The organism is Pedobacter hiemivivus, from assembly GCF_004331685.1.
In the GTDB taxonomy this organism is placed as follows: domain Bacteria; phylum Bacteroidota; class Bacteroidia; order Sphingobacteriales; family Sphingobacteriaceae; genus Pedobacter; species Pedobacter hiemivivus.
The window spans coordinates 20101-46227 of sequence record NZ_SJSM01000008.1 but is presented as its reverse complement, the minus strand read 5'-3'; the positions used below and the strand labels follow the sequence as shown (position 1 = coordinate 46227).

The window sequence follows — 26127 nt, the reverse complement described above, 5'->3', positions numbered from 1 at the left end:
TTTATATTCTCCTTTTATTTTCTTTAAACAATTCAATTTTTGAGGCTATCCCGTCTGTACATTTTACACTAACCAACGTGTTCCCATCAGGCTGCAAACTCGCCTGCAAGCCATTTGTGCCTGCCTTTACAACCCAACTACCTTTAACCAACAGTTGCATAACTGATGGTTTAGCTGGCGAACGGTACCAATTGCGTGAGTAAATACTCACTTCTTTTCTTTTACCATCTGCCGTTAAGGGACTATCATCCGGCCCTTCATAAAAAGCAAGATCAGGATCGGTAACTGACATAGACAATTGTTCCCCCTTTTGCTGATACATCAGCAAACATGGCCTATTATTGCCCATCAGTAAAGAATCCGAGAGTTTGTTATTAGTTCCAAAAACAGCGACTGCAGTAATCTGTTGTGGAGCATACCATACAATATGCGCCGCATTGTCCTTTTGCAATACTTTATACAAAGGTTTAGTACTTCCTTGCAACAAAGCTAAGCTTTCTAATGCCTGCTTATTCGTTTTTATCAACATTGCATACTGGTATCCAGCATCTACAGGCGCATTTCCATGTTGAATAATTAACTTAGCAAAGTTGCCTATGGTTTTACGGCTATCTTTTTGATCACGTGAAACCTGCGTTGCTTTTGTTAACACGATATCTCCCGCGTCAGGAATATAATAGCCGATATTTCGGTTGTCAACAATCGTTAAAGGCTTTCCAGCTTCCCCCTTTTTTGTGTAGGGGAATGAATTTATTGCTGTACCATTTATGTTGAGCACATCTGTCGAATCTTTCAGGTAATTTTGGAACAGCGTCGTTTCTGTTGGATAGGCTGCTATGGTATTTTGAATCCCCGAGCCCAAATTGATGACCAGGTTATCAAACATAAACCATGATTTGGTGGCCCTAAAACTCCCCATATCATATTTATCATGACCATGCAGTTTCATGGCAAACATACCTTGGTTCTTAAATGTTGTACCCCCTGCAAAACGCTCATCCGAGATCAACATTTCTTCTATTCCACTATAGTCATCAGCATTGATAATGTTAGCACGCAGCTTATCTAAGGGCAGATGTAAGGTTGTTGTCCCCGGAATGTTGTTCCAGTCCCAACCCTCATCTTTAAAATTGCTCCCATCATCAGCTTTGGTTGCTGGAAACAAAACTTCCAACTGTCCATAGGCAAAATAACGGCCATACATATTTGCACCGGGATAGGACTCGTGGCTAATAAAATACCGATTGTGACCGCGTACCGTAAGCAACCAATCCTGACGGCGATGTATATCAAACAAACCATAATTAAGGTTCCAGTGACCCCTGGTATAGCCTACCGGCTTGATCTGGCTACTTTTAAAAGCAGTAGCCCATTTATTTTGCTTCTTTCCGTTTAGCTTCAGGTATATCGAGGCCATAAGCGTATCCGTTTTTAAGCTACCATCGGGCATCCCAGCCATAGCCATATAAGCATAAGGCACATCTGGAATACGCCAGTTTCCTGTCGGATGACGGCCAGACACACTAATCGGCCACTTATAAGGATTGGTATAATAGTGCATCATCAGTAAACTATTCCGTAAACTTTCATGTGCTTGTTGCCTTACGCTAAACGAGGTCCCACTAAGTGCGTATATAATTGGGGTAATACCACTATAACCGCCAATACCATAAGCTGGATAAAGATTACCATGATGAAAAACTGCCCCATCGGGCTTAAAAGCTCCCTCAATGGTATGGTCTGGTTCTATATTTTTAGATAGCCAATTCGAAAAGCTATGCATATACCTGAATTTTTCGGGAGCATCATCCATTATTAAAATAGACGAGAGCATACTCCCCAGCAGGGTATTGAAAACATCAATATTAGACGATGGCAATTGATCAGGAAGCTGCAAAGTACGTCCTAGACCACTAAACCAAGCCATACTTTTAAATGTGCGGTCTAACTTATTGTGTTTTTTGATCACATCTTTCATGAGCAAACAGGCCGGATAATAATCCGACAGGTTATAACCGTGATGATGCAATGCACCCATACCACTACCGTAAGCCCAGCCCTGATCTTCAAGATGATCAAGCAGATCTATAAAAATACCTTCTAGCTTTTGTTTATCTACTGCATCTGGCGAGGTTTGATAAAGCTGAGCGACCAGTAGCATCAGTTCGGTATAACGTTTTATGCCAGATAAGCGATTGGTTTCTTTCACACTTTCAGTTGGCGACAAAGACACCAACTCTATATCATTTGTAGAATAAACTGGTCTACCGGTTATTCGGCCCCCATCTCTTCCTATGTTCCAATAGCTAAAGGCTTTTTCAACATCTTGCACTGCGTTTTTTCCAACAGTTTTTGCTGAAGACAGAATCTGTTCTTTATAACGTTGAGTGATTTGTGCCATATCGGTTCGATCAGTCGACTCCAATTTCACTTGCAAGGGCAAGTAATGTGGTGTTCTATTAAATGCATATAAAGAGTTCCAGTGCGCATTGGCGGCCTTATCTCCTTCTGGATTTACAAAAGGTAATTGCTCATCCCGCATTGGTGAACGCGGATTGATGGTTACATCATACATCAGCTGATCAATAAACAAGCTTCCCTTTTTTACAGTTGTAGGTGCATGTACAGTGAGGATATCCATATCTGCCTGAGGCTTGCCTACCATATCTCTATGGTACATTACCCAAGCTGTTCGCCAACCTTTAAAATTAAGGTTAAAATCGAAACTAGAAACCGTTTTATCTTGAGTACCGAATTTAAACACCAGCTTATCATTTATAGGTGTGTCATTATAGATCCATACTACGAAAGTACTTCTTGGATTTGCAGCAACAGCTTTGAAAGCATCGCTCTGAACTTTCAATATACTTTTCCCGGCAGTTGTCCAGTCCCACTTTAGGGCTTGTTTACCCAATTTAAAGTGGTCGGCGTTCATGGATAACCTGCCATTAATGGCGTTCCAATTATTGGGTACGCTATTTTCGCAAATGTCTGTTTGTATCTGTGCGTAACTGCCGGCAGACTGCCAACAGACAAATAAAAAAACGAAAAGCAAACGGTTCATATTTGGTCTTTTTCTGAAATTTGGTTCATACAAGATTCAAATATTCATTTTAATCTGCCTAAAAAAGGCGACAAATCAGTTCAAAAGGGGGGTCTAATCTGTTTTTTGAACATAGTCTGATGGGGCTACACCAAATTGCTTACGAAACTCTTTACTAAAGTACTTCCGATCATTGAAACCAACAGAGTAAGCGACTTCAGAAATATTCAGTTTATCCTCTGTCAATAACTGCGCGGCTCTTTTTAATCGTTGTGATTTGATAAAATCTGTAATGGATAAACCAGTAATGGCCTTGATCTTTTTGTACAGCACAGTCTGACTCATTCCAATATCTTCAACAAGGCTCCCCACATTAAAATCAGGATCTTCCATACTCTCCTCAATCACCAACATCAATCGATTTAAAAACTTATCCTCCGGCGACTCTGTTTCAAGCCTCCTCGGGGTTAGCATCACCTGACGCATGTATTTCTGCTTAAGTTCCTCGCGCCCCTGTAAAAGGTTACGAACACTGAGTTCCAAAACCTGAATGCTGAAAGGTTTAGTAATGTAAATATTAGCTCCTGCTTCCAAACCATTAACCAGATGTAGCTGCGATGCCATAGCAGTAAGCATAATTACAGGGATATGATTGGTTCTTTCTTCTTTTTTTAATCTGGCACAAAGTTCCAAACCATCCATTTCGGGCATGGTCACATCACTAATAATGACATCGGGAACATGTGCTATAGCCATCTCCCAGCCTTCCAGTCCATTCACACCTTCCAGAATGTGGTAAGTATTTTGCAGCGACTGTACAATAAACCCTCTCAATTCATCATTATCCTCTACAACCAGAATGGTATATTTTTTCTCTCCAGGTACAGATGCTCTTTCCTCATCGACTTCTGCTATCGTTGATATAGCAACATCCCCTATAGCTTTCATCATCCTATCCGGGCTCAGCATTTCTTCCTCCGTAAAATGAGCTTTACCCAATAAAAGGGCAACGGTAAGACTAGTTTCCCCATCCTTTCCAGCGATAGCCGGCACACTAGCAACCGAGATTTCGCCTTTATGCAGATCTACTATATTTTTAACCAACGCCAAACCTATTCCCCAACCTTCAGCAGTAACCGCCCCCGATTTTACCTGATAGAAATTAGTAAATATCTTGTCTTGCGCCTCTTCAGGGATACCAATACCCGTATCTGCAATAACCACTTTTATCTGCTCATTTTCCAAATGGATAGAGAAGCTTATTTTGCCACCATCAGGCGTATATTTAAAGGCATTGGAAAGGATGTTATAAAATACTTTCTCCATCTGGCTAGTATCAAAATACACCTGAATTTGAGGTTCAGTACTGCTAAAGCTATAATCTATATTTTTAATTTCAGCCAAACTCTCGTAAGCATCATAGATACTGCGGCAAAAAGCAACCAGGTCATGTTCCGAAACCTGTAGCTTAGCATTTCCCGTTTCTATCTTTCTAAAGTCTAGCAACTCGCTTATCAACCTTAACAGCCTGTCAGTATTCCTCTTAATCCCCATCAACTGCTGGTTAACGGTATTATTTTCCTTAGTCAGGTTAATCAGCTTTTCAAGTGGCGCAAAGATCAGAGTTAGTGGCGTACGGATCTCATGTGATATCCGGGTAAAGAAATCAAGCTTCATCTGGTAAAGCTCTTGTTGCCGCTCATTGTTCAAGTGCTCATAATACAACTCCGACTCCAGCCTTTGCTGTCTACGACTAAAACGCAACACGAAATAAAGCAATGCAGAGCCCGCCATAAAATAGAGCAGGTAAGCCCACCAGGTGCGCCATATTGGGGGGAGGATGCGAATCTCCAGACTGGCTGGATTTTCGTTCCAAAGGCCATCATTGTTACTTGCTTTTACTAAAAAACGATACTTGCCAGATGGTAGGTTGGTATAGGTTGCGGATGGAATACTAACATAGTTCCAATCCTTTTCAAAGCCCTCTAGCTTATACGCATATTTATTACGGCCCGGCTGTATATAGCTTAAAGCCAAAAAATCAATTGTAAAAATATTTTGTCCTGCTAAAAACGTAATCTCTTTGGTGAAACTGATGTCCTCTTTCAACAAATGATCAGGCCCATTAATAGCTACCGGTTTGTTGAATAGCTTTAAACCAGAAAATACAATTTTTGGAACATGGGTATTCACCTTAATGTCGCGGGGAGTAAAACTTACCAGGCCATTGTAACTACCAAAGTAGAGCTTTCCACTTTTATCCTTATAAGCCGAATTAACGTTGAACTCGTTGGCAGGTAATCCATCTGTAATGTTATAGTTTTTAAAGAATTTCCGCTGCTTATCAAACTTGGTGAGGCCACGATCTGTACTCAACCACAAGTTCCCCTCATTATCCTCCAAAATATCGATGATATTGTCACTAGCCATACCATTTACTTTAGTATAAGTAGTAAAGGAATTGGTTTTAGGATGGTAAAGACTTAAGCCCCCACGTAAGGAGCCTACCCAGATGTTACCTTGCTGATCTTCCCTTATACAATTGACCTGACCTGATTTAAGACTATCTTTGCTACTACCTTTGAAGAAAAACTTAAATTGTCCGGATTGATACTTTAACAAATTGAGTCCCCTTGGCGTACCCACCCAGAGATTTTTCTTCGAATCCGTATAAGCAAAACGAATGTAACTGCTGCTCAGCCTTAGCCCAGATGAGGTAGGAACATCACTAATTACAGAGAAGTTTTCCTGCTCTGGATCAAACACATTTAATCCTTTCGATGAAGTACCAACAAGCAGTCTTCCCCGATCATCTTCGGCAATACTGCTTACATAGCCAAAAGTTAGGGCTCTGGGATTCAAAGGATCAGGTTGGTAGTGCATAAACTTACCTGTGTTTGGGTTAAAAAGCTCAAGCCCCCCTTGAAACAAGCCTATCCAGATTCTGTTCTTGCGATCTCGATATATGGCCTTAATGGTATTATTACCCAGACTTCCCGGATCACGGGCATCGTTCACATACTTTTTAAATTCGCCAGTTTTAGTGTCGAAATAATTAAGGCCATGCCCTTCAGTACCAATCCAAAGATTTCCCTTTTCATCGCCCTCAATAACGCTGATGATGTCGCTGCTGATGCTGTTTCTGTATTTATCGTGTTTATAAACCGTAAAGGGAATGGTATTACTGTGGGTAACATTTACACCACCAAAATTAGTACCCACCCAAACTGAGCCCTGATTATCCTCATAAATATCCTTAATAGAATTATCACTTAAGCTCTTACGGTTATCCGAATCATGCTTAAAATCGGTAAAACGTAGGGTATGTGGATTTAAAATATTCAAGCCGTTCATGGTCGCCACCCATAAATCACCTTTTTTACTTACTGTTATTTTACGGACAATGTTATTACTCAATCCCTGTGGATCAGCAGGATTATACTTAAACCTCATAAAGGAAGCACTTTCAGGCATAAACAAATTCAAACCATCTGCTTCTGTCCCTATCCATATTCTCCCTTGCTTATCCTCAGCAATGGTTCTAATAAAATTCCCACTAATACTTTTCAGATCAGTGGCATTATTGCGAAAGGTAGTAAAGATATACTTGCCATTCTTTAAAGTCATCCTGGTCAAGCCCTCTGTAGTCCCTACCCAAATATTGCCTTTACTGTCTTCAAAAACTGCATATATAGAATTCCCTGCCAGCCCGTCTTTTTGAAAAAACCTTTTAAACTTTCTGGAAGTAGAGCTTTCCAGCATACTTAAGCCCAGATTAGTACCGAACCAGATCTTCCCTTTGCTATCGGAAAATATGGAAAGTACAATCTTATCGCTGATGCTATTCGGATTTTTAAGATCATAAGGGATCCGTTCAAAAGCGTCCTTTTCGGGAATATACCTATTTAGTCCGTTTTGGGTTCCAATCCATAGGTTTTGCTTTTTATCCTCTAACAAAGCATAGATGTAATCTTCCGAACTGATGGTTGATGGATCATCAGGATTTGTATGGTAAATTTTAACACCTCTACCATCATAGCGATTCAGACAGTCGCGCGTACCAAACCACATGTATCCCCTGCTGTCTTTGCATATAGATAAAACGGTACTTTGAGACAGGCCGTTGGTAACTGATAAATGATCAAAGGATAACTGAGCAAATGAGCGCATGAAAAAGCAGTTGAATATTACGATTAGTAATACTCGCGTGGCTATTTTATGAAGGTTAGTAGGTTTAGTCATTTCCGCTTTAAAGATACAAAATAAACCATTCTGCTCGAAGGCTGGCATCTCTTAGGCTCCTGAAGGGGAGCAAAGAGCGCCTATGCCTTTACGCAGAAGGTATATTTTGGGTCAAGCAGGATGTATAAAAAACCATATAAAACAGAAAAGCTCCAGATTTCTCTGAAGCTTCTTGCAGTGGTATGGGCCGGGATCGAACCGGCGACACATGGATTTTCAGTCCATTGCTCTACCGACTGAGCTACCGTACCATCTTATTTAAACATGATTTCGTAATCATATTCCCCTCGGTCGGGATTGCAAATGTAATATCTTTTCTGTTACTACCCTATGCTAAATGGAGAAATAATTATTAATCGCTCTTTCTCACATATTTAATTTTCAAAAACACTACTATTCTCTAAGCAAAAAGACAACTGCCACAAAAAGTATACTTATTTAGTAGTTTTTATTTTGAGGGATAAATAAAATACCTTAATATTGTCGACAAGTTTAGTAGACTTTATTTATAACACCAGTTAAATGACAAGGAGGTTTCCAATGATGCGATGTTACACTCAGTAATATAAAAGGGAAATACAATGTATTCCCCTAATAACTAATTCTAAAAAACAGGATATCAATTTGGCGTTGGCCCTGTTTTATCACTCAAATTAAGTAATGTAAAAATATGCAAAATTTTGAAAAAGCTAGGCGCTTTTTTAATGGCCTTGCTTTGGTCCAAAAACTAAAGTTAACATCCCTATCGCTCGTCCTTCTATCCCCTCTCCTTACTATTGCCCAAACACCTACCAAGCCACTGGTAAACGCAACCATAAGTGGACAAGTTATAGATTCCCGTACCAGCGACCCTTTACCGGGGGCTTTAGTGCAGCTAGAAGGCGTAACACATAGCGTCCAAACAGACCGGGATGGTAAGTTCAGCTTTGTAACCGGACAAAAACTTCCTGTCACCCTGATTGTCAGTTACCTGGGCTATGACAAATCCAGCGTTGTGGTGACCAATACCCCCATCACAATTAAACTGAATCAGAACCAAAAACAATTAAGCGAAATTCTCATAGTGGGATATGGCACCCAGAATAAAAAGGAAATTACCGGTTCTGTTGCGAAAATAAAAGCTTCCGAAGTGATACAACAACCAGTTGCCAGTTTTGACGCACAGCTACAGGGGAAAGCCGCTGGGGTACAGGTCATCACCAATTCTGGTGTTCCCGGAGAAGGCATATTTTTAAGAGTTAGGGGAACCACATCAATCAATTCAAGTAGCGATCCATTATATATTGTGGATGGTGTATTTTTGAATAATTCAAGCTTGCAGGCCACCAATCTGGGTGGTAGGGTTACCTCTCCTCTTGCGGATATCAATCCTGCCGATATCGAATCTATAGAAGTATTAAAGGATGCATCGGCAACGGCTATTTATGGTTCAAGAGGAGCCAATGGCGTCGTATTAATCACCACAAAAAAAGGAAATTACAACAACAAATCTACCGTTAGTTTCAATATAGCAAATGGATGGGTGCAGGCAGATAAAAATACTGTACCTAGTCTTACTACTGGACCTGAGGCTGCATTGCTCGCTAATGAATGGTGGATCAATTCTGGAGTTGACAACCCAAGCTTAAATCAAACCGTTCAAAACAGACCCTTCCGACCGGTATCAGAAGGTGGCCGCGGATTACCAGAGGAACAGCCTACATACGATAGGCTGGGCGACTTGCTGAGAAAAGGACGTGTACAAGACTATAGTTTGGCCGTACAGGGTGGATCAAACTCCTCCAGATATTACATAGGAGCTGGATACACTGATCAAGAAGCATTAATTAAGGTAATCAAGTTTTCAAGAGCAAGTTTAAAATTCAATTTCGACCAGAAGCTTTCAGAAAAAGTAAGTATTGGGCTAACCAATAGCTTTTCAAAAAGCGACCGAAATCAGGCCCGTACAGGAGATGGTCCACAGGTAAGTCTATGGAACTCTGCTGTCTCAACCGCCACTTTCACACCTAAATATGGTGAAGATGGTTTCGCTACTGGAGTTGATAACACCTATACGCTCATAGATAATTACGATGTAAAAACACAGAGTTTACGCTATGTGGGAAGCGTCTTTGCTGAAGCTGAACTGGCTAAAGGCCTAAAGTTTAAAACCAGTTTTAGCCTGGATTATAACAATTACAAGGAATCGGCCTATTGGAACACCAATACAAGCATTGGAAAAGCAGTAGGTGGACAAGCCAATTCAGATATTACCCAAAATAATACCTGGATAAATGAGCAAACCTTAACTTATCAAAAGCAATTGGGGAACCATAAGCTGACACTCCTTGCCGGAAACTCATTCCAAAGCAATACCCTCTCTGTAAATTCTGGAGTTGGAACCGGTTTTGCCAACGACAATTACAAGTTAATCTCATCTGCATCTATTCGTACCGCATCTGAAGGCTGGACGGGATATAATCTGTCCTCCTTCTTCGGACGTGCAGGGTACAATTATTTAAGTAAATATTTTGCTGAAGCGACTTTACGTGCGGATGGATCTTCAAAATTTGGGACCAATAATCAATGGGGGTATTTCCCTGCATTCTCCTTGGGATGGAGGCTTAAAGAAGAAAGCTACCTTACAAACGTAGACTGGCTTAGCGATTTAAAACTAAGAGCTTCTTATGGGATAACCGGGAATCAATCGGGTATAGACAACTTTGCTTCCAGAGGCTTATGGTCTGGCGGTAGCAGTTATGCCGATCTAGTGGGTTCGCCCTTACCTGGTATTGGACCAGAGCAGTTGGGTAATGACGATTTACGTTGGGAGAAAACCAAGCAAACCGATATAGGTTTAGACGCTTCCTTTTTTAATAACCGACTGGCGGTAACTTTGGACCTATACCATAAATATACTTCTGACCTCTTGCTGCAACAGCCTATTCCATCATCTACTGGTTTTTCTGTTTATTGGGCCAATGTTGGCGAAATCAGCAACAAAGGCTATGAACTGACAATAAACTCGACCAATCTCAGAACCAGACATTTTACATGGAGCACAGATTTCAACATCTCTGGTAATAAAAACAAAATTGAAAAATTGCCAAGCCCGATTACCCAATACACCAGGGACTGGGTGATTTTGAAAGAAGGTTATTCAATGAACTCTTTTTGGCTTTACAATCAATTGTATGTAGATCCAAATACAGGCGCACCAGTATTTGAAGGTCAGGACGCAAATGGAAATGTAACGGCTGAAGACCGAAAAATAATACACAGTGCATATCCAAAGTTCTATGGTGGCCTTACCAACAATTTCAAATACAAAAACTTTGATCTCGGCGTAGCCTTTAGCTTCCAATATGGAAATTACACTTTAAATCTCCAAAGGTACTTTAAGGAAAGAAATGCATCAGCAGGCAGTGTGACAACCAATGTCTTAAACAGATGGCAGAAGAAAGGGGACATTACAGACATCCCTCGACTTACCTCTGTAGGCAGTAATTACACCATTGACCAGAGCAGCCGATATCTGGAAGATGCATCCTTTTTAAGATTGAAACAAGTCACTTTAGGTTACAATTTACCTAAATCAACATTTTCAAAATTAGGGCTATCTGACGTAAGAGTATACTTTGTGGGGTCAAATCTATTCCTGTGGACCAAATATACCGGAGATCCAGAATCGGGCATCACGTCAAATCCCAATGCTCAGGGACTGGGTGGTTTTGGCACGCCGCCGCAGCCCAAAGGATTTCAGTTTGGGCTTAATGTAAAATTGTAAGAACAGATCAACTAGCAACATGAAAAATAACATATTTCTATTCACATCACTAACCGCCCTTTCGTTACTCTTTGTATCATGCGGTAAATTTTTAGATGTTGAACCAAAAAAATCGACTTCCGACGAAGTTACTATAGTAGATGAAAACTCTGCCAAAACAGCTGTAAGGGGGATATACAACCAATTGCAATCCGATGGATATTATGGATATAGCTTCCAGATCCTGGGTTTCTTCTCCGGAGATAATATCCGATATACCGGCTCACAAACCGTCAATAACCAGTTAACCAACCATAATGTAAAATCCGATCTGGCTGTTTTAGCCACCTCCTGGACAGCCATATATAACACCATAAACAGGGCAAACAATGTGATTGCGAAAGTCCCACAGCTGGCTACTACTGCAACTTTTACTCCAGCCATCAAAAATCAATTGATAGGTGAAGCCTATTTTATAAGGGCACTAGCTTATTTTGACTTGACAAGAACCTGGGGTGGCGTTCAGCTTATCCTTACCCCAACAACTTCGCCCAATGACCGTCCAAGCATCCAAAGGAGTAGCGTTGCAGAAACGTATGCACAGGTATTGAAAGACCTGATCGCAGCCGAGGATCTCCTGCCAGAAACCACCAATAGAATAAGGGCCACAAAAAAAACCGTTTGGGCACTAAAAGCCAGGTTTTATCTTTATCAAAACAACTGGCCGGAAGCAGAGAAGTATGCAGGCAAAATTATTGATGACAAGACAAATTACACCCTGTTAAACCCTTACAAATCTTTCTTTGCCAACAATGCCTCTGCCACTTCTGAATCGGTATTAGAGCTTTATTACAACATCAACGTAACCAATACACAAGCCTATAATTGGCAGCCTTCGGCCAAAGGTGGCGTGGGATGGATAAGGCCTACAGATAAAATAGCCGAATTATTAAGCGACCCAGCCATTGGTGGAGACAGAAAAGCATTGGTAGAAAAACAGGTAATTAACGGTGCCGACAACTGGTTTGGAAATCTATACTACCGCACCAACGGAACTGACCCTGCATTTTTAATCAGACTGGCAGAATTGTACCTGATCAGGGCCGAAGCAAGAGCACAGCAGGAAAATCCGGATGGTGCCCGGGATGACTTAAACGAAATCAGAAAAAGATCAAATGTGGGTATACTGACCACTGGTACGAAAGAGCAGGTACTCTTAGCCATTGAAAACGAAAACAGACTAGAATTTGCACTGGAAAACCATCGCTGGTATGACCTCATCAGAACAAACAGGGCAAAAGATGTACTAGGAATAGCAGACGCCAATAAATTGAGGCTACCTATTCCTTACTCACAGACTTTAATAGATCCCAATCTAGCTCCGAACCCTGGTTATTCATCTAATTAAAAGATTTTTTATGAGTTCGCTAAAAGAAAACATCACCTGGACAAAGACCGAAATATTTTTATTCCGGCTGTCATTTGTATTTTTTATTGTTCTTTCTATCCCCTTCAATAAGCTGGTCTTTCATCATATTGGCACCAAAGTATGGAGTTTTCAAAGTTTCTACCAACTAGCGACTTTCCAAACTTCATTTATCCCAGAAAACCCTGTTGCAGGCATTAATTTATCGGGCTACTACAATTGGCTCATTGCCTTAATAATAGCACTGATCGCAACATTGATATGGCAAAAATTATCGCCTTCCAAAAAGGCATATCCACAGCTTTATTATTGGCTGCGTGTATTCCTACGTTACCGTTTAGCACTGGCTATCATTGCTACTGGCATTGTTAAATTATTCCCCATCCAGCTACCTTTGCCAACTTTGAGTGACCTCCATACGGCATATGGTGATTTTTTACCTTGGAAAGTATACTTTTTGAGCACATCAGTCTCATCGGCATATTATGTGGTCTCTTTGGGGCTACTAGAAATTGCAGCTGGCCTCTTATTGATATACCATCGTACAGTAGCCATAGGCGCTGGTCTGGCTACTGCACTCTTGTTAAATATTGTTCTTGTAAATTTTGCTTATGGCATAGGAAATCAGGTGTACAGCTCATTTTTGCTGTTAATAGCCCTATTTATTCTTTCCTATGATTTACGCAGAATATTCAACCTGTTTTTTTTAGAGGTACAAAGTTTGGCGGATAATTTTGTCCCTAATTATCATCCCCTTATTAAAAAATACAGGAAGTATTTACAGCTGACTTTTCTACTTATTCTCTTTGTTTTTGGTCTGGCAACTTACTTCTCCTGGACCAGCACAAAATATCCTTACCCTGAAAATAAGGGCCTAGCAAACACCGAGGGGATTTACGATGTATCCAAGTTTGTTTTAAACAATGATACCATCCCCTACTCCTTAACCAGTCCAAACCGATGGCAAAATGTAGTATTTGAAAAATGGAACACCATAAGTATCCGAGACAATAAACCGGTGAAGATAGACAGCTTAAGACCTGAAATAACTTATCAGGCCAGTAAAGAGCGGAATTTTGAAGAGCTGGGTAACGGTGGCCGTCATTTTTATAGCTATCAGACAGCAGCAGACAGCAACCAAATCATTCTGGAGAACAAAACGGATGTAACGGATGGATATACCTTCGCTTTAACAAGACAGGGTGATCAGGAAATAACCTTAAAAGGCTTCAATAAAACCGGGGATTCTTTATCGGTGGTATTAACACGCGTAGCAAAAACTTATTTACTGAAGGAAGGCCGCCGTAAACCAATTAAAATTTACTAATAACACATAAAAATATGGGTACTATTAAAAAATCAGAAGAAAATATAGTGCAGGACGAGGTTTCGAACTGGAGCTCTTTTGAAAAAATAAGTTTCAGATTCGCATTTATTTTTATCGCCTTATTGGTTATTCCAGTCAAATTAAGCTGGTATAAAGAATTATTTCCAATAAAATCCTTGTACGACATCCTTTCAAAAATAGCCGGATACAGACCCAGCTTTATCGAGGTGGCGTCTGAGAGCGGAAAATGGGGACTTGCTTCATTCTCTACCTGGGGCGTTGCAGCTTTAATCGGTCTAGTAGGTGCCGCGGTATGGACGATTCTGGTACGGAACAAAAAAATTGCGAATTACAACGTACTGTATTACTGGTTAAGGGTAATTACCCGCTACCGCGTTGCAATTGGCATTATCGCTTTCGGGTATTTAAAACTTTACCCTATGCAAATGCCTTTTCCATCGATTACCAATCTGAATACCGAACTAGGGGATTATGCGCAATTTAAATTGTACTGGCAGGCTGTAGGCGTATCGCTATGGTACCAGATATTTCTGGGCTTACTGGAAATAGGAGCTGGCGTACTCATGTTCTTTAGGGCAACCACAGCATTGGGTGCCATTCTTAATGCGGGGGTACTATACAACATTGCACATGCCAACATTGCTTACGATGGCGGGGTGCATGTATATAGTGGATATTTCGTACTACTTTCGGCCTTTTTACTCGTTTATTATGCCCCAGCCATCTGGAAACTTTTTATCAAGAAGGAAAATGTAAAGCCTAACTATTATTATCCCAAATTAAAAAGCACCGGGCAAAAACTGGCATTTTACGGTTCAAAATACCTTTTCATTTTTCTTTTTGTATTTGTATACGGTTATTACAGATATGATCTGCATTACAACAGTGCCCGGTTAAAGGAACCTGTTATACCCGGACTACCCAATGCAGAAGGAAATTATGAGGTGAGTTCTTTTGCTTTGAATGGTGATACCATCCCTTATACTCCTCAAGACTCCGTAAGATGGCATAGCGCCATTTTTGAACGTTATTCCACTCTAGCTTACAAAGTGCACAAAGCTTTTAAAATTGACATATCGAATGGTGTACCTCAACCTCAGGATATACTGAGGAAATATGAGCTGACTGGCAGGGCTGGTGGATGGCGCTACTTGTACTACGAGATTGATTCAGCAAATCATCAGATTTACCTGGTAGATAAAAACCAGGAATTCAGCAAAAAACTGTTCAAAGGACAAAAAGATGTCGCTGTAGGTTTAAAAAAGCTTTATGAAACAGCCATACGTGATAGTATTGGCATTCTTAAATGGGATTATAAAAGGCCGGTGACTGGCGAAATCATCATAGCTGGTTTAATCAACAAAAAGGATTCTGTCCATATCGTTCTAAACAAATTCAAAAAAGACTATCCTATAGGTCAAGGATGGTACACCAAAAATAACTTATACACTTATGTCAACAATTAATAGGATTAAGAAAATTTCAATGACAGCGATTGCTGTCCTGCTTGTAAATGGTTTAATGGCTGCTCCTACCAAGGTGACGGTAAGGGTAAAAGCTAAAGACGCCAAATTTATTGGTACAGGAATAGGCGGTGCATCTGTCCTCATCAAAAATAACTTGACCGGTCAGTTACTGGCAAATGGTATAACAACAGGTAGCTCTGGCGACACAAAACTGATCCTGCAAAGCTCCTTAGTTCGCGGTCAAAGATTAACGGATGAAAAAACAGCTAAATACGAAGCGATTATAGACATTAATGAACCAACCCTTGTAGACATTGAGGTGATTGCCCCTTTGAGCAGAAGGGGTGCTGCCATAAAAGGCAGTACCCAGGTCTGGCTAATTCCGGGAAAAGATATACTTGGCGAAGGCATTATTATTGATTTACCAGGATTAATACTGGACATATTAAGTCCTACCAGCCACCAGGCTATACAACTATCCTCCTTAAAACAGGATGTCCTGGAATTTAAAATTAGCCTTACCATGTTGTGTGGATGTGCAATTACTAAAGGTGGAGTATGGAATTCGGATGAATTTGAAGTAAAAGCAATTCTGAAAAAAGATGGAATAGAAACAGGAACGTATAGTTTGAAAAAGCTACATGAAAACAATCTATTTTCCGGAGAATTAAAAATTAAAGAAACAGGCAGTTACGAATTGGTGATTTACGCTTTCAATCCCAAAGATGGAAACGCGGGAGTTGATAAAATAGGTTTTGTGATCCAATAAGTTGACTAGAACTGACCATGAAAAGAAGAAGTTTCATTTTTAAGAGTGCCAAAGCCTTAGCTTTAGGCTTTGTTGTACCTCAGCAATTGTTAGGAAATCGTCCTTCTGAGCCTGCGGGCTGGCACGTAGAGCAATTTGCAGATAAGGGTTTAGCACAGTTTTCTTATGCTATATTATTTGATAACAAAATACTGCTGATAGACCCGGCAAGGGATGCAACACCATTTTACGAATATGCGAAGAAGAACCATGCAGAAATTGTTGGCGTAATAGAAACACACCCTCATGCTGATTTTGTAAGCTCGCACGCAGAAATCCAACGAAACAAAGGTGTTCCAATATATCTTAGTCGAAAGGTAGGCGCTACATTTAAACATCATCCTTTGGATGCAAATGATCGCATTCCATTAAATCAGGATCTTTATCTAAAAGTATTGGATACTCCTGGACATTCGCCAGATAGTATTTCACTCGTTTTAGTCGACAAAGGTAAAGACCTTTTGGTTTTTTCTGGTGATGCGTTATTATTTGGAGATGTAGGCAGGCCAGATTTACGGGAATATAAAGCAGGTAAAGAGACAGAGCGCATTGCCCTGGCAAAAGCCATGTACCATACCGTACATCATAAATTTGCCAAACTGGATGACCAGGTCGTCCTTTACCCTGCACATGGAGCAGGTTCTTTATGTGGGAGCAACATCAGAGACGTAAGTTCCAGTACGATTGGTTATGAAAGACAGCACAACTATGCCTTCAAAAATTACTCGGAATCCGAATTTGTGGCACTTTTACTAAAAGACTTGCCTTTTATACCCAAATATTTCCCTTATGATGTGGAGTTAAACAAAAAGGGCGCTGCTGATTTGCAGCGTAGTCTACTAGGAATCCAGTTGCTTCCTGAAAACTTCGAGACCGAAACCGATGCGATAATTGTCGATGGCAGATCTACTACCCTATTTAAAACTTCATTCCTTGAAAAAGCCATTCACATTCCCGACGGTTTAAAGTTTGAAACATGGTTGGGAACGATTATTCCACCATCACAAAAATTCTACCTCGTTGCTGAAAACAGCCAGCAATTAAATGCTTTGATTTATAAGGCTGCTAAAATTGGATACGAGGGTTCCATAAAGGGAGGCTTCGTATTCGATAAAAGGAAACAAGCACCAACAATAGTTGATAAAGAGAAGTTTGATGAGCATAAAAATGATTACTATATTTTAGATGTTAGGGAAGCCAAAGAATTTAAAGCCCATAAAATATTTGAAGAATCTGTAAACATACCTTTATCAGAATTATCAAACAGATGGAAAGAAATACCCAATAATAAACCGGTAGTTGTACATTGTGCTTCCGGATACAGATCTGCAATAGCAAGCAGCCTGTTGCGTTATAACCTGGAAGGGGTATTAATTTTAGATTTGGGCGAAGAAATACAAACCTATAAATAAGAAGGTATGACTAAAAAGGATTATGATGCAATTGTAGTTGGTTCTGGCCCTAATGGTCTTGCCGCTGCCATTACCATGCAGCGCGCTGGTCTCTCCGTATTATTGATAGAGGGAAAAGAAACCATTGGCGGTGGAATGAGAACCCAGGAGCTAACCCTTCCGGGCTTCAAACACGACGTCTGTTCGGCCATTCACCCAATGGCTATGGCATCGCCTTTTTTTGCAGATTTACCTTTGGATAAATACGGATTAACCTTTATACAGGCTCCCTTGTCTGCTGCCCATCCTTTTGATGATGGCAGCGCTGCTTTTTTATCGGGATCAATGGAAGAAACAGCCTCAGCTTTAGGTCTGGACAAGGATACTTATTTAAAACTGATCAGGCCAGTGGTAAACAACTGGAAAGAAATTGCAGCGGATACCATGGGCCCACTAGGCATTCCTGCTCAGCCCCTTTTGCTAGCACAATTTGGACTAAATGCAGTAAGATCCGCAGACGCAATTGCAGCAAAATTTATTACAAAAGAAGCCAAAGGTTTATGGGCTGGCATGTCTGCACATGCGATACAACCGCTAAGCAACTGGACTTCGGCAGCGATTGGCCTGGTATTGTCCGCCGTGGGACATAAGTATGGCTGGCCAATCCCTAAAGGTGGGTCTCAGTCTATCGCCAATGCCCTGGCTGCCTATTTTGGTGATCTCGGCGGAAAAATAGAAACAGGACGAATGGTAAAATCTGTAAAAGAGCTGCCCTCCCATAAAGTGGTATTATTTGACCTGACACCGAAACAACTTTTACAAATAGCTGGGGACGAATTATCTGCATTTTACAAATGGCAATTGAGCAGATACAAACAAGGTATGGGGGTTTTTAAGGTAGACTGGGCACTGAATGGACCTGCACCTTTTACCGCAGCGGCCTGCAGCAAGGCGGCAACTGTACACCTGGGCAATACCTATGCAGAAATCGCAGATTCCGAGCAACGAACTTCGGTGGGCGGGCATCCCGACAAACCTTTTGTATTATTTGCACAGCCAAGTGTTTTTGATGACACAAGGGCGCCACTGGGAAAACACACCGCCTGGGCTTATTGCCATGTACCAAATGGCTCTGAGAAAGATATGACTGCTGCCATAGAAAATCAGGTAGAACGATTTGCACCCGGTTTTAAAACACTTATACTCGCCAAAAACACGATGAATACCAGACAAATGGAAGCCCATAATCCCAACTATATCGGTGGCGACATTAATGGTGGGATTATGGACATTACACAATTGTATACCCGCCCTGCATTGCGGGTATCTCCATATAGAACTTCTTCTAAAAGTATTTATATCTGCTCGTCATCTACTCCCCCCGGGCCTGGTGTACATGGTATGTGTGGCTTTCATGCAGCAAAAACAGCACTTAAAGATATATTTAAAATAGAGGTGACCTAAGTAGCGCAAGCCTCGCGTAAATTTCTATCATCGCCGCCTGATCGATCAATGATTTATGTTTACCAAGCATATCCTTTCCATCGCGTTCATCCCGCCAAACCCGCTCGGCATCCTTAATGAAAAAATCTATCCATGCGCTATTCTTATCTATAGCATATAAGGCAAGATATCCTCTTAACATCACCGCATTAAACCAGTAATGCCCTGGCAAACGCTCATTTTTATAAAAATGAGCCCTACTCGCAGCAGCTAACCGCTGCGCTTTTAAAAGATATTGCTGCTCCGCGGTAATGGAATACAACAGTACATTAGACTGTAACATGGTGCCTACATTATAAGTATAAAAGGCCTTATCAATCTTACCAGAAGGTATTTTTATCGCGTCATAGAACAAACCCTCCGGAGATTCCAGTTTGCGGTATGTCCAATTGTAAATATCCAGCGCCGCGGTTAGATATTGTTGATCTTTAGTTACTTTATACAATTCAAGCGCTACTAAAATCCCGGGACCATTTGAGCAGGTATTCTTTGTAGTCGGGTCTCCTTCTTTCCAGTATAAACCACCACCAGCTGCTGTATCCAAGCCCTTCATCATAAATTGATAGATCATTTTGGAATCCTGAAGATATTTCGGATTTTTTGTCCGTTTATAAGCATCCAGATAGGCAATGGCAATCCATTGATTATCATCGTAAAACTTTCCGCTCAATCGCTCCGAGGTCACATAATCCTGATAAGCTGGTGGCTGTTTTGAATTGTAATACTGATCTATCGCCTTCACAACAGGTGCCATATGTTTTTTACCCGGCTCCAGTGTTTCCTGTTCATTCGCAGCCTGGATTAAGGCACACAAGGGCCATAACCAGGAATACTTATTTTCCTTCCGAACACTATCGGTGGTTTCAAAATACAAACCTGTTTTGTTGTCTTTCAAATAAAGATCTATATTCCTGTTCAACGTTTTGATCCGTTCTCCGTAAGGAATAGATTGAGCATGCAGGTTTAAACCAATGAACATCATCATTAAAAAACCGCAGCAAGTGCTGTAAAATACTTTCGTCATTATACCAGTAAATGAGGTTTTTCCTTATACGTTTTCCATAAAAATTCGCCGAAGATAGTATTCGCCCAAGCAAACCAGGATCTACTGAATTTAGAAGGATCGTCCATACCGAATGACTCATGCATAAAGCCTGTACCTGCATGGCTTTTTTGCAGCATCTGAATACAAGATTTAATCTCCGCATCATTCGTACTGGTCAGTCCCTGGATCACGAGGGCAATCGGCCATATTTTGTCTATACCTGTGTGTGGACTACCTACCCCTTTTGCGGCCTTGCCCTGAAAGTAAAATGGGTTCTCGGCAGAAAGGATCAATTTACGGGTATTAAGATATATAGGATCATTAGGTTTTACGGCACCCAGATAAGGTAATGCCAGTAAACTCGGCACATTTGCATCATCCATCAGGTTAAAACTACCATATCCGTTCACTTCAAAAGCATATACTTTACCAAATTGAGGATGAGTTACCACAGCATATTTTTGCAGAGCAGCATCTACTTCTGCAGCCAGCGCCTTACATTCAGCAGCCAGAGCTGTATCCTTTTGTACCACCTGTAAAATTTCAGCAGCCTGTTTTAAACTTACAACCGCAAAGAAATTTGAAGGGATCAAAAAGTTATAAATGGTCGCATCATCACTTGGTCTGAATGCTGAGCAGATTAAACCAACTGGTTTTACAGGGTAGCCGTAACCGCTTAGCGGGGTAGTATCTGTAGCAAACATAGTTTCACGTTGGAAGCTATAAGGCCCTTGCCCATTCTTTCTTTGCTGTTCCTTAAATGTTTTCACGATCAAAGCGATGGCAGCTTTCCAGGTAGCATCAAAAGGTGAGGTATCACCAGTCAGCTTCCAGTAATGATAACTCAAGCGGATTGGGTAACATAAAGAGTCTATTTCCCATTTACGTTCGTGTATCCCCGGCTTCATATCCGTATGATCTGTTTTCCACTCTCCTACCTTATTAGGATCTCCATAAAAGGCATTTGCGTAAGGATCTTTAAGGATACATTTCACTTGGTGATTGATTACACCGGCAATAAGATCATGAAGTTTTTTATCTGTTTTTACCAATGGCAAGTATGGTGTGACCTGGGCCGTACTATCGCGAAGCCACATGGCATCGATGTCCCCCGTAATCACATACGTATCAGGTCTGCCATTAGTTTCAGTATAGGTTACTGTAGTATCTAAGGTATTTGGGAAACAGTTTTCAAACAGCCAGCCTAGCTCCTTGTTCTTTACATTCTTCTGGAATTCTGTTATCGCACTTTCAACAGCTTTACTTTTAAAGTTTCTTTTTGATTCAGCAATTCTAACAACTGGAAATTCAGGTGCAGCGGCAAATGACACTTTATCAGCCATTAACCCTGCGGCCAAAAGGCCGGTATTCTGTAAAAAAATTCTTCTTTTCATATTTGGTTATAATTTTATTGAAGCAAGGCAAAAACACTCCACAATACGGGTGCCTGCCCATGCATATCTCCGGTAATTCTCTTTCTATCCAGGTAAAACTGCCTGCTGTTTTCTTTATTGGTACCTTGGCAAACTTCTCTCACATCGCCATTCGCTTCTATGTATTTTGTGAGGGCGATCCATCCTTTTCGGGCTACGGGGGCATATTCCTTTGCATCTAACCATCCCTTTTTTACTCCCGTAATCATGGCGAATGTAAACATACCTGTGCCCGACGTTTCTGGCCAGGAACCTGCATCATCCACCAATTGCAGCCACATTCCTTCTTTTGTTTGATACTGTTTTAAACTGCTCATCATGGTTTGATAAGCTTTTAAAATTCTAGAGCGGTCTTTATTGTCCGCAGGTAAGGAGATCAGCAGCTCGGTCATTCCCGCAGCCATCCATCCATTTCCCCTTCCCCAGAAAAAGGGTACATCTGCCGCGTGAAAAAACAATCCATTAGGACGCTGGATAGCATCCAGATAAACCACCATTTCAGCGGCGGCTCTGTCTATGTACTTTCTATCGCCAGTAGCCCTGTATGCCTGAGCCTGAATATTGTTGATCATATACATATCATCAATCCACATTCTGGTTTGCCAGGTTAGTCCCTTATCTAGTAAAGCTTGATATTCAGGTTTTGCATTTTTAGGCATGGTCCATTGCTGATCGGCAAACCACTTACCCATATCCAGATAAAGCGGATTTTTAGTCTGCATAAACAGTTCCAGCGGCAATGACCCAAATATATTAGGATCCACATGATCCGGTTTCGGCTGCAGATTTTTCTTTTCATACAACAAAGGCCTGAACCTTAAGTCCAGTTTGTTCAGCAAGTCTGGATTTTTAGTTATTGCAGCAAATTTTAAAGCTCCGTACCAGGTGCATACCTCTGCATAAGTAATAGAACCGGGAGGGCCAGGCATGCCGAAATTGGTATGTGGTGTTTCAAGAAAATGCCAAGCCAGCAGGTTCCCAATCTCTTTGGGATCGCTGCCCTTAGGCCAATTTTTGAATTCCTTTATTTGCGCCGTTGCACTTATAAAACCGAGCATGGCAAACAATATAAGATATCTTTTCATCTGATCAAACTGTTTATGTATTAACGTTTAATTAATCTGGCCACATAGCCCCCGCCCGAAGCCAACTTGATCCGCAATGGCGTATTCCGATTAACTTTAAGTGTTTCCATTTTAAAATCTTTGGCATTTTTATCGGCATTGATTCCATCTTTCCACACCTGCATTTCATACTCCCCTTCCGATAAAAAAGAAAGCGACAGCTCAAAATCTCTTCCTGTCCAGTCGGTCATAGCGCCTAAATACCAGTCGCCATTTGCCGCCTGCCTGGCCATCGTCACGTATTCCCCTACCTTTCCGTTCAGCGCTACTGTTTTCGCCCATACAGCTGGAACCGCTTTGATGAATTCCATAGACTGAGGCTCTTTAAGGTAGTGAGTAGGAATGTCGCACAACATCTGTAAAGGACTCTCGTATATCACATACATGGCCATCTGGTTGCAGCGGGTACCTAGGGTCATTGGTTCTGCGGGCGCGGCTGCCCATTCTTTTTTATGAACATTACGCATCCCACCTGGAGTAAAGTCCATTGGCCCCGCTGCCATCCGTGTAAAAGGAAGTGTAGCCGTATGACTTGGCGTTATAGATCCGGCAAACTTGCTGATCTCATTGCCTAACACTCCTTCGGAAGTCATGATGTTAGGATAAGTACGCAGCCAGCCTGTCGGCTTATAGGCACCATGAAAGTCGACCAACAGTTTTCTCTTTGCGGCTGCGATTGCAACTTTCTCATAATAGTTTACCATTTCCTGGTCATCGCGCTGCATGAAATCTACTTTGATCCCCTTGATGCCCCATTTCTGAAATTGGTCAAGCGCCATATCCAGTTGTTTGTCCAACACCAGCCAGCTAGACCATAACAACAGGTCTACGTTTTTACTTTTTGCGTATACTGCAAGCTCAGCTACATCGATACCAGGCGCTTGTTTCATCAGGTCACGAGTATCGCACCAGCCCTCATCTAGCAAAACGTACTCAATTCCGTATTTTGAAGCTACGTCGATATAATATTTATAGGTATCATTATTGATTCCCGCTTTAAAATCTACTTCATAAACATTGTTATAATGCCACCAGTCCCACTGTACTTTACCTGGTTTTACCCAGCTAAAATCACCTGTAGAAGGTCTGCCTAACAGATAAGGCATTTGATTTACGAGAATGTCTTTATCTTCTCTTGCCACCATGATCACTCTCCAGGGAAAGTTCTGCTCGCCATTAGCTTTGGCCAGATAATCTTCCCGCTGCTTCACCTGTTCATCACGATCGCTAGTGATCGCTTTTACTTTAGGATAAGCTGGGAACACACCACGTACACCACCTTTTCCTGTTCCCCTTAACCACATCCCAGCATAGTTAAACAAGTCTGATTCGGTAAGCAGTAGCTTTACATCCCCTACCTGGAACAAAGCCGGCAAACTGGCCAGTTTCTTATCGTCCAGCTGATTCAGGCTATAATTTTTATATTCACGTTCATTGTGTGAAAAGAACTGCTCTTCCTGCGGATACCAGGCCTTGCCGGAACCTTTAAAATTAAACTTTGCGGTTTCAGATTTCACTAAAAAATCTCCTTTGAGTTTACTCAGCCATCTCCAGGATACCCCATTGTCAAAGGCTTTCCACTCCAGGGCAAGTCCGTTGTTAAAATCAAGGCGCAACTGGTTATAAACATCCGCTACATCCTTGCTCTTTTGCCAAACTACCGGATGTAATACATCATTGTGCTTAGCATTGCTGGTTTTCGCAACTTTCCATTTGTTTTTGCCCTCCACATCTAGGGAGATGGCAGAAGCTGAAATGAGTTCTTTCTGATCTACTTTTACCGTGTAATACACACTATCAGCTATAGAAAGTGTGACTTCAATTTTATGGTCTGGCGAATAAAGAACATGTTTTTGCTGTGCCTGTATGCCTGTAGCATACGAGAACAGTAGTGCGAGAATAAGTATTTTAATAAATTTCATGTGTGTGTGTTGAGTTTTATTTTTTGATTTGAATCTGGTTGGTATAGCTAGTATCGGTCATTTTTATTTGCTGTAAAGTACTTGCGGCCCCTGCTGTCCCCGGCATTACAATATTTTTAAACTTCAGATTTGAAACCGGGATTGCAGCACTTACGCCTTTAATCTTACCAGGCGATTTACCCTCGTCTCTAACCAATACATTTTTAACAAGGACATTATCGATTGGCCCGCTTCCTTTTTTATCGCCATTCTGCATAAAGAAGATGGCCCAGGTGCGATGGTCATCGTTCTGATAGGACAATCGTTCTATGTCTATCCCATCAAACAATACATTTCTTACGGCTGCTGTTCCCCATTTATGGTGGATGCCGATGCCTACTGCGGCATCATAAACTACGCAATCCTTAAACACAATATTCCGCTGGTCCTGCATTACTCCCTGCCCGATTTTGTAACCGTAGCAGTAAGTCCAGGAAATACAATCTTCAAATCGTACTCCGTCCTGAACCATAGGTTTTCCAGGCCAATTGCGACATAAATCTGTATTCTGCGTCCAGGTCTTTGTCGAGAAAGGATCATCGAGCGCAATGCCAATGGCATGTTTTACCAATACATTTTGTGACTCTATGACATCAATACCGTCATTCTCGCCCATATCAAAACGGTTGAATAGCTTAAAGTTTTGAAACACCAGATTTTTAGAGCGGGTGGGAATGATAGCCCAGGCTCCGGATTCCCTGATTACCGGCCCATTAAGTTCAAATTTTTCGGTATGCATAATGGCCAGGATATGCGCTCCAAGGTTGTTTTTTTCCGTTGAGTACTTTCCATTCCCATCCAGTGTTCCGCGTCCATAGATCTTGATGTCATGTGCGCCACTGTCTGTTGCAATCCACCAGGTAAGGTTTCTGTTTTGTGAAGCCTTACGGGCGCTGATCTTAAAGTCCTTCTCCTCTCCGCTGAATAATAACACCGCCCCACCTTCCAGATAAAGACTCATATTACTTTTCAGTTTTAAGTTTCTTACCGGGTAAACCCCCGCCGGGACATAAACAATGCCTTTCCCGCCTTTATAAGCCGCAGCGTCATCGATAGCCTTTTGAATAGCCCCAGTTGCCAGTTCTGTATGCGAGCTAACTGCAGCATAAGGCTGCGTGCTAATGTTAAAAATCCCTTTTCCAAAAGAAGATGGTTTATCAGTTTCCTCCCCATCCGCCGCAATAACCAGTTCCCTGAACTGATTGATTTTAACGATAAGATATTCGTCATTATGAAGTGTAAACTTAAGCGTATTACCGGTTTGTATACCTGCGATGGATAATTTTTTAGGACTAATGTTGTATGCAGATACCTTATCTCCATTTTTTAGACTAATCGTAAACTCTGCTTTTCCTTTACTCATGGAAAGCTGGGCGTAGTCATACTTATCGTTGTAACCAACAACAGGTATGGTTACTCCGTTCACCTGCAACTCAAAAAAAGAGGAGGCTTTGTAAATTGAAGGCAAGGGATAGCTGAAAATCTTCGCTGTACCCGGAGGTATAGCGAAGATTTGAAAAGAGGTCATCAGGGTAAGTAATACCGTAAAAATTCCCCTGAGTATATTAAAATTCATAATCCTGTCTTTTTTA

General features: G+C 41.3%; 14 protein-coding genes and 1 tRNA gene. 7 read left to right on the top strand and 8 right to left on the bottom strand.

What is annotated here, in order from left to right; all coding sequences use genetic code 11:
• Position 1: 1 nt before the first annotated feature.
• The 3 genes from EZ444_RS14135 to EZ444_RS14125 all read right to left on the bottom strand — a co-directional run bounded on the left by EZ444_RS14135 (position 2) and on the right by EZ444_RS14125 (position 7536).
• Positions 2-3064, bottom strand: coding sequence for a chondroitinase family polysaccharide lyase (locus EZ444_RS14135; RefSeq protein ID WP_131609828.1), 3063 nt, complete (start codon positions 3062-3064; stop codon positions 2-4).
• A gap of 93 nt (positions 3065-3157) precedes the next feature.
• Positions 3158-7213 (bottom strand): hybrid sensor histidine kinase/response regulator transcription factor, encoded by a 4056-nt coding sequence (locus tag EZ444_RS14130; RefSeq protein ID WP_131609827.1) that lies wholly within the window; start codon positions 7211-7213, stop codon positions 3158-3160.
• A 250-nt stretch (positions 7214-7463) separates the two neighbouring features.
• Positions 7464-7536, bottom strand: a tRNA-Phe gene (locus tag EZ444_RS14125).
• Between the two features lie 419 nt (positions 7537-7955).
• Between EZ444_RS14125 and EZ444_RS14120 the strand changes: the two genes are divergently transcribed.
• The 7 genes from EZ444_RS14120 to EZ444_RS14090 are packed head-to-tail and all read left to right on the top strand — an operon-like array spanning position 7956 to position 18933.
• On the top strand, positions 7956-11051 hold the full coding sequence (locus EZ444_RS14120; RefSeq protein WP_131609826.1) for a SusC/RagA family TonB-linked outer membrane protein: 3096 nt from the start codon (positions 7956-7958) through the stop codon (positions 11049-11051).
• Between the two features lie 19 nt (positions 11052-11070).
• Entirely contained in the window at positions 11071-12438 is a 1368-nt protein-coding gene (locus EZ444_RS14115) for a RagB/SusD family nutrient uptake outer membrane protein (protein ID WP_131609825.1), read from the top strand.
• A 10-nt stretch (positions 12439-12448) separates the two neighbouring features.
• The gene (locus EZ444_RS14110) at positions 12449-13783 is read left to right on the top strand and encodes a beta-carotene 15,15'-monooxygenase (protein ID WP_131609824.1); all 1335 of its coding nucleotides are present in this window, start codon (positions 12449-12451) and stop codon (positions 13781-13783) included.
• A gap of 14 nt (positions 13784-13797) precedes the next feature.
• Entirely contained in the window at positions 13798-15270 is a 1473-nt protein-coding gene (locus EZ444_RS14105) for a hypothetical protein (RefSeq protein ID WP_131609823.1), read from the top strand.
• A gap of 19 nt (positions 15271-15289) precedes the next feature.
• On the top strand, positions 15290-16039 hold the full coding sequence (locus tag EZ444_RS14100) for a hypothetical protein (RefSeq protein ID WP_131609937.1): 750 nt from the start codon (positions 15290-15292) through the stop codon (positions 16037-16039).
• Between the two features lie 17 nt (positions 16040-16056).
• Entirely contained in the window at positions 16057-17490 is a 1434-nt protein-coding gene (locus EZ444_RS14095) for an MBL fold metallo-hydrolase (RefSeq protein WP_131609822.1), read from the top strand.
• Positions 17491-17496: 6 nt separating this feature from the next.
• Positions 17497-18933: a phytoene desaturase family protein gene (locus tag EZ444_RS14090; protein WP_131609821.1), complete on the top strand. Its 1437-nt coding sequence runs from the start codon at positions 17497-17499 to the stop codon at positions 18931-18933.
• Here the strand turns inward: EZ444_RS14090 and EZ444_RS14085 are convergent.
• The 5 genes from EZ444_RS14085 to EZ444_RS14065 are packed head-to-tail and all read right to left on the bottom strand — an operon-like array spanning position 18914 to position 26111.
• Positions 18914-19996 carry a glycoside hydrolase family 76 protein gene (locus EZ444_RS14085; protein WP_225874736.1) on the bottom strand — a complete coding sequence of 361 codons (1083 nt, stop codon included), beginning with the start codon at positions 19994-19996 and terminating at the stop codon, positions 18914-18916. The genes EZ444_RS14090 and EZ444_RS14085 overlap by 20 nt on opposite strands.
• Positions 19996-21411: a glycoside hydrolase family 125 protein gene (locus EZ444_RS14080; RefSeq protein WP_131609820.1), complete on the bottom strand. Its 1416-nt coding sequence runs from the start codon at positions 21409-21411 to the stop codon at positions 19996-19998. Before EZ444_RS14080 ends, EZ444_RS14085 begins: the two co-directional genes overlap by 1 nt.
• A gap of 14 nt (positions 21412-21425) precedes the next feature.
• Complete coding sequence (locus EZ444_RS14075; RefSeq protein WP_131609819.1) at positions 21426-22535, bottom strand: glycoside hydrolase family 88/105 protein; 1110 nt, start codon at positions 22533-22535, stop codon at positions 21426-21428.
• Between the two features lie 20 nt (positions 22536-22555).
• A complete protein-coding gene (locus EZ444_RS14070) occupies positions 22556-24496 on the bottom strand; it encodes a glycoside hydrolase family 97 protein (RefSeq protein ID WP_131609818.1) in 1941 nt (646 codons plus the stop codon).
• A 16-nt stretch (positions 24497-24512) separates the two neighbouring features.
• Complete coding sequence (locus EZ444_RS14065; protein WP_165503617.1) at positions 24513-26111, bottom strand: glycoside hydrolase family 28 protein; 1599 nt, start codon at positions 26109-26111, stop codon at positions 24513-24515.
• Positions 26112-26127 lie beyond the last annotated feature (16 nt).

Coding starts and splice junctions, on each gene's coding strand:
- EZ444_RS14115 (WP_131609825.1), top strand. CDS start 11,071: ATGAAAAATAACATATTTCTATTCACATCACTAACCGCCCTTTCGTTA.
- EZ444_RS14070 (WP_131609818.1), bottom strand. CDS start 24,496: ATGAAATTTATTAAAATACTTATTCTCGCACTACTGTTCTCGTATGCT.
- EZ444_RS14120 (WP_131609826.1), top strand. CDS start 7,956: ATGCAAAATTTTGAAAAAGCTAGGCGCTTTTTTAATGGCCTTGCTTTG.
- EZ444_RS14065 (WP_165503617.1), bottom strand. CDS start 26,111: ATGAATTTTAATATACTCAGGGGAATTTTTACGGTATTACTTACCCTG.
- EZ444_RS14100 (WP_131609937.1), top strand. CDS start 15,290: ATGACAGCGATTGCTGTCCTGCTTGTAAATGGTTTAATGGCTGCTCCT.
- EZ444_RS14135 (WP_131609828.1), bottom strand. CDS start 3,064: ATGAACCGTTTGCTTTTCGTTTTTTTATTTGTCTGTTGGCAGTCTGCC.
- EZ444_RS14075 (WP_131609819.1), bottom strand. CDS start 22,535: ATGAAAAGATATCTTATATTGTTTGCCATGCTCGGTTTTATAAGTGCA.
- EZ444_RS14080 (WP_131609820.1), bottom strand. CDS start 21,411: ATGAAAAGAAGAATTTTTTTACAGAATACCGGCCTTTTGGCCGCAGGG.
- EZ444_RS14105 (WP_131609823.1), top strand. CDS start 13,798: ATGGGTACTATTAAAAAATCAGAAGAAAATATAGTGCAGGACGAGGTT.
- EZ444_RS14095 (WP_131609822.1), top strand. CDS start 16,057: ATGAAAAGAAGAAGTTTCATTTTTAAGAGTGCCAAAGCCTTAGCTTTA.
- EZ444_RS14110 (WP_131609824.1), top strand. CDS start 12,449: ATGAGTTCGCTAAAAGAAAACATCACCTGGACAAAGACCGAAATATTT.
- EZ444_RS14085 (WP_225874736.1), bottom strand. CDS start 19,996: ATGACGAAAGTATTTTACAGCACTTGCTGCGGTTTTTTAATGATGATG.
- EZ444_RS14130 (WP_131609827.1), bottom strand. CDS start 7,213: ATGCGCTCATTTGCTCAGTTATCCTTTGATCATTTATCAGTTACCAAC.
- EZ444_RS14090 (WP_131609821.1), top strand. CDS start 17,497: ATGACTAAAAAGGATTATGATGCAATTGTAGTTGGTTCTGGCCCTAAT.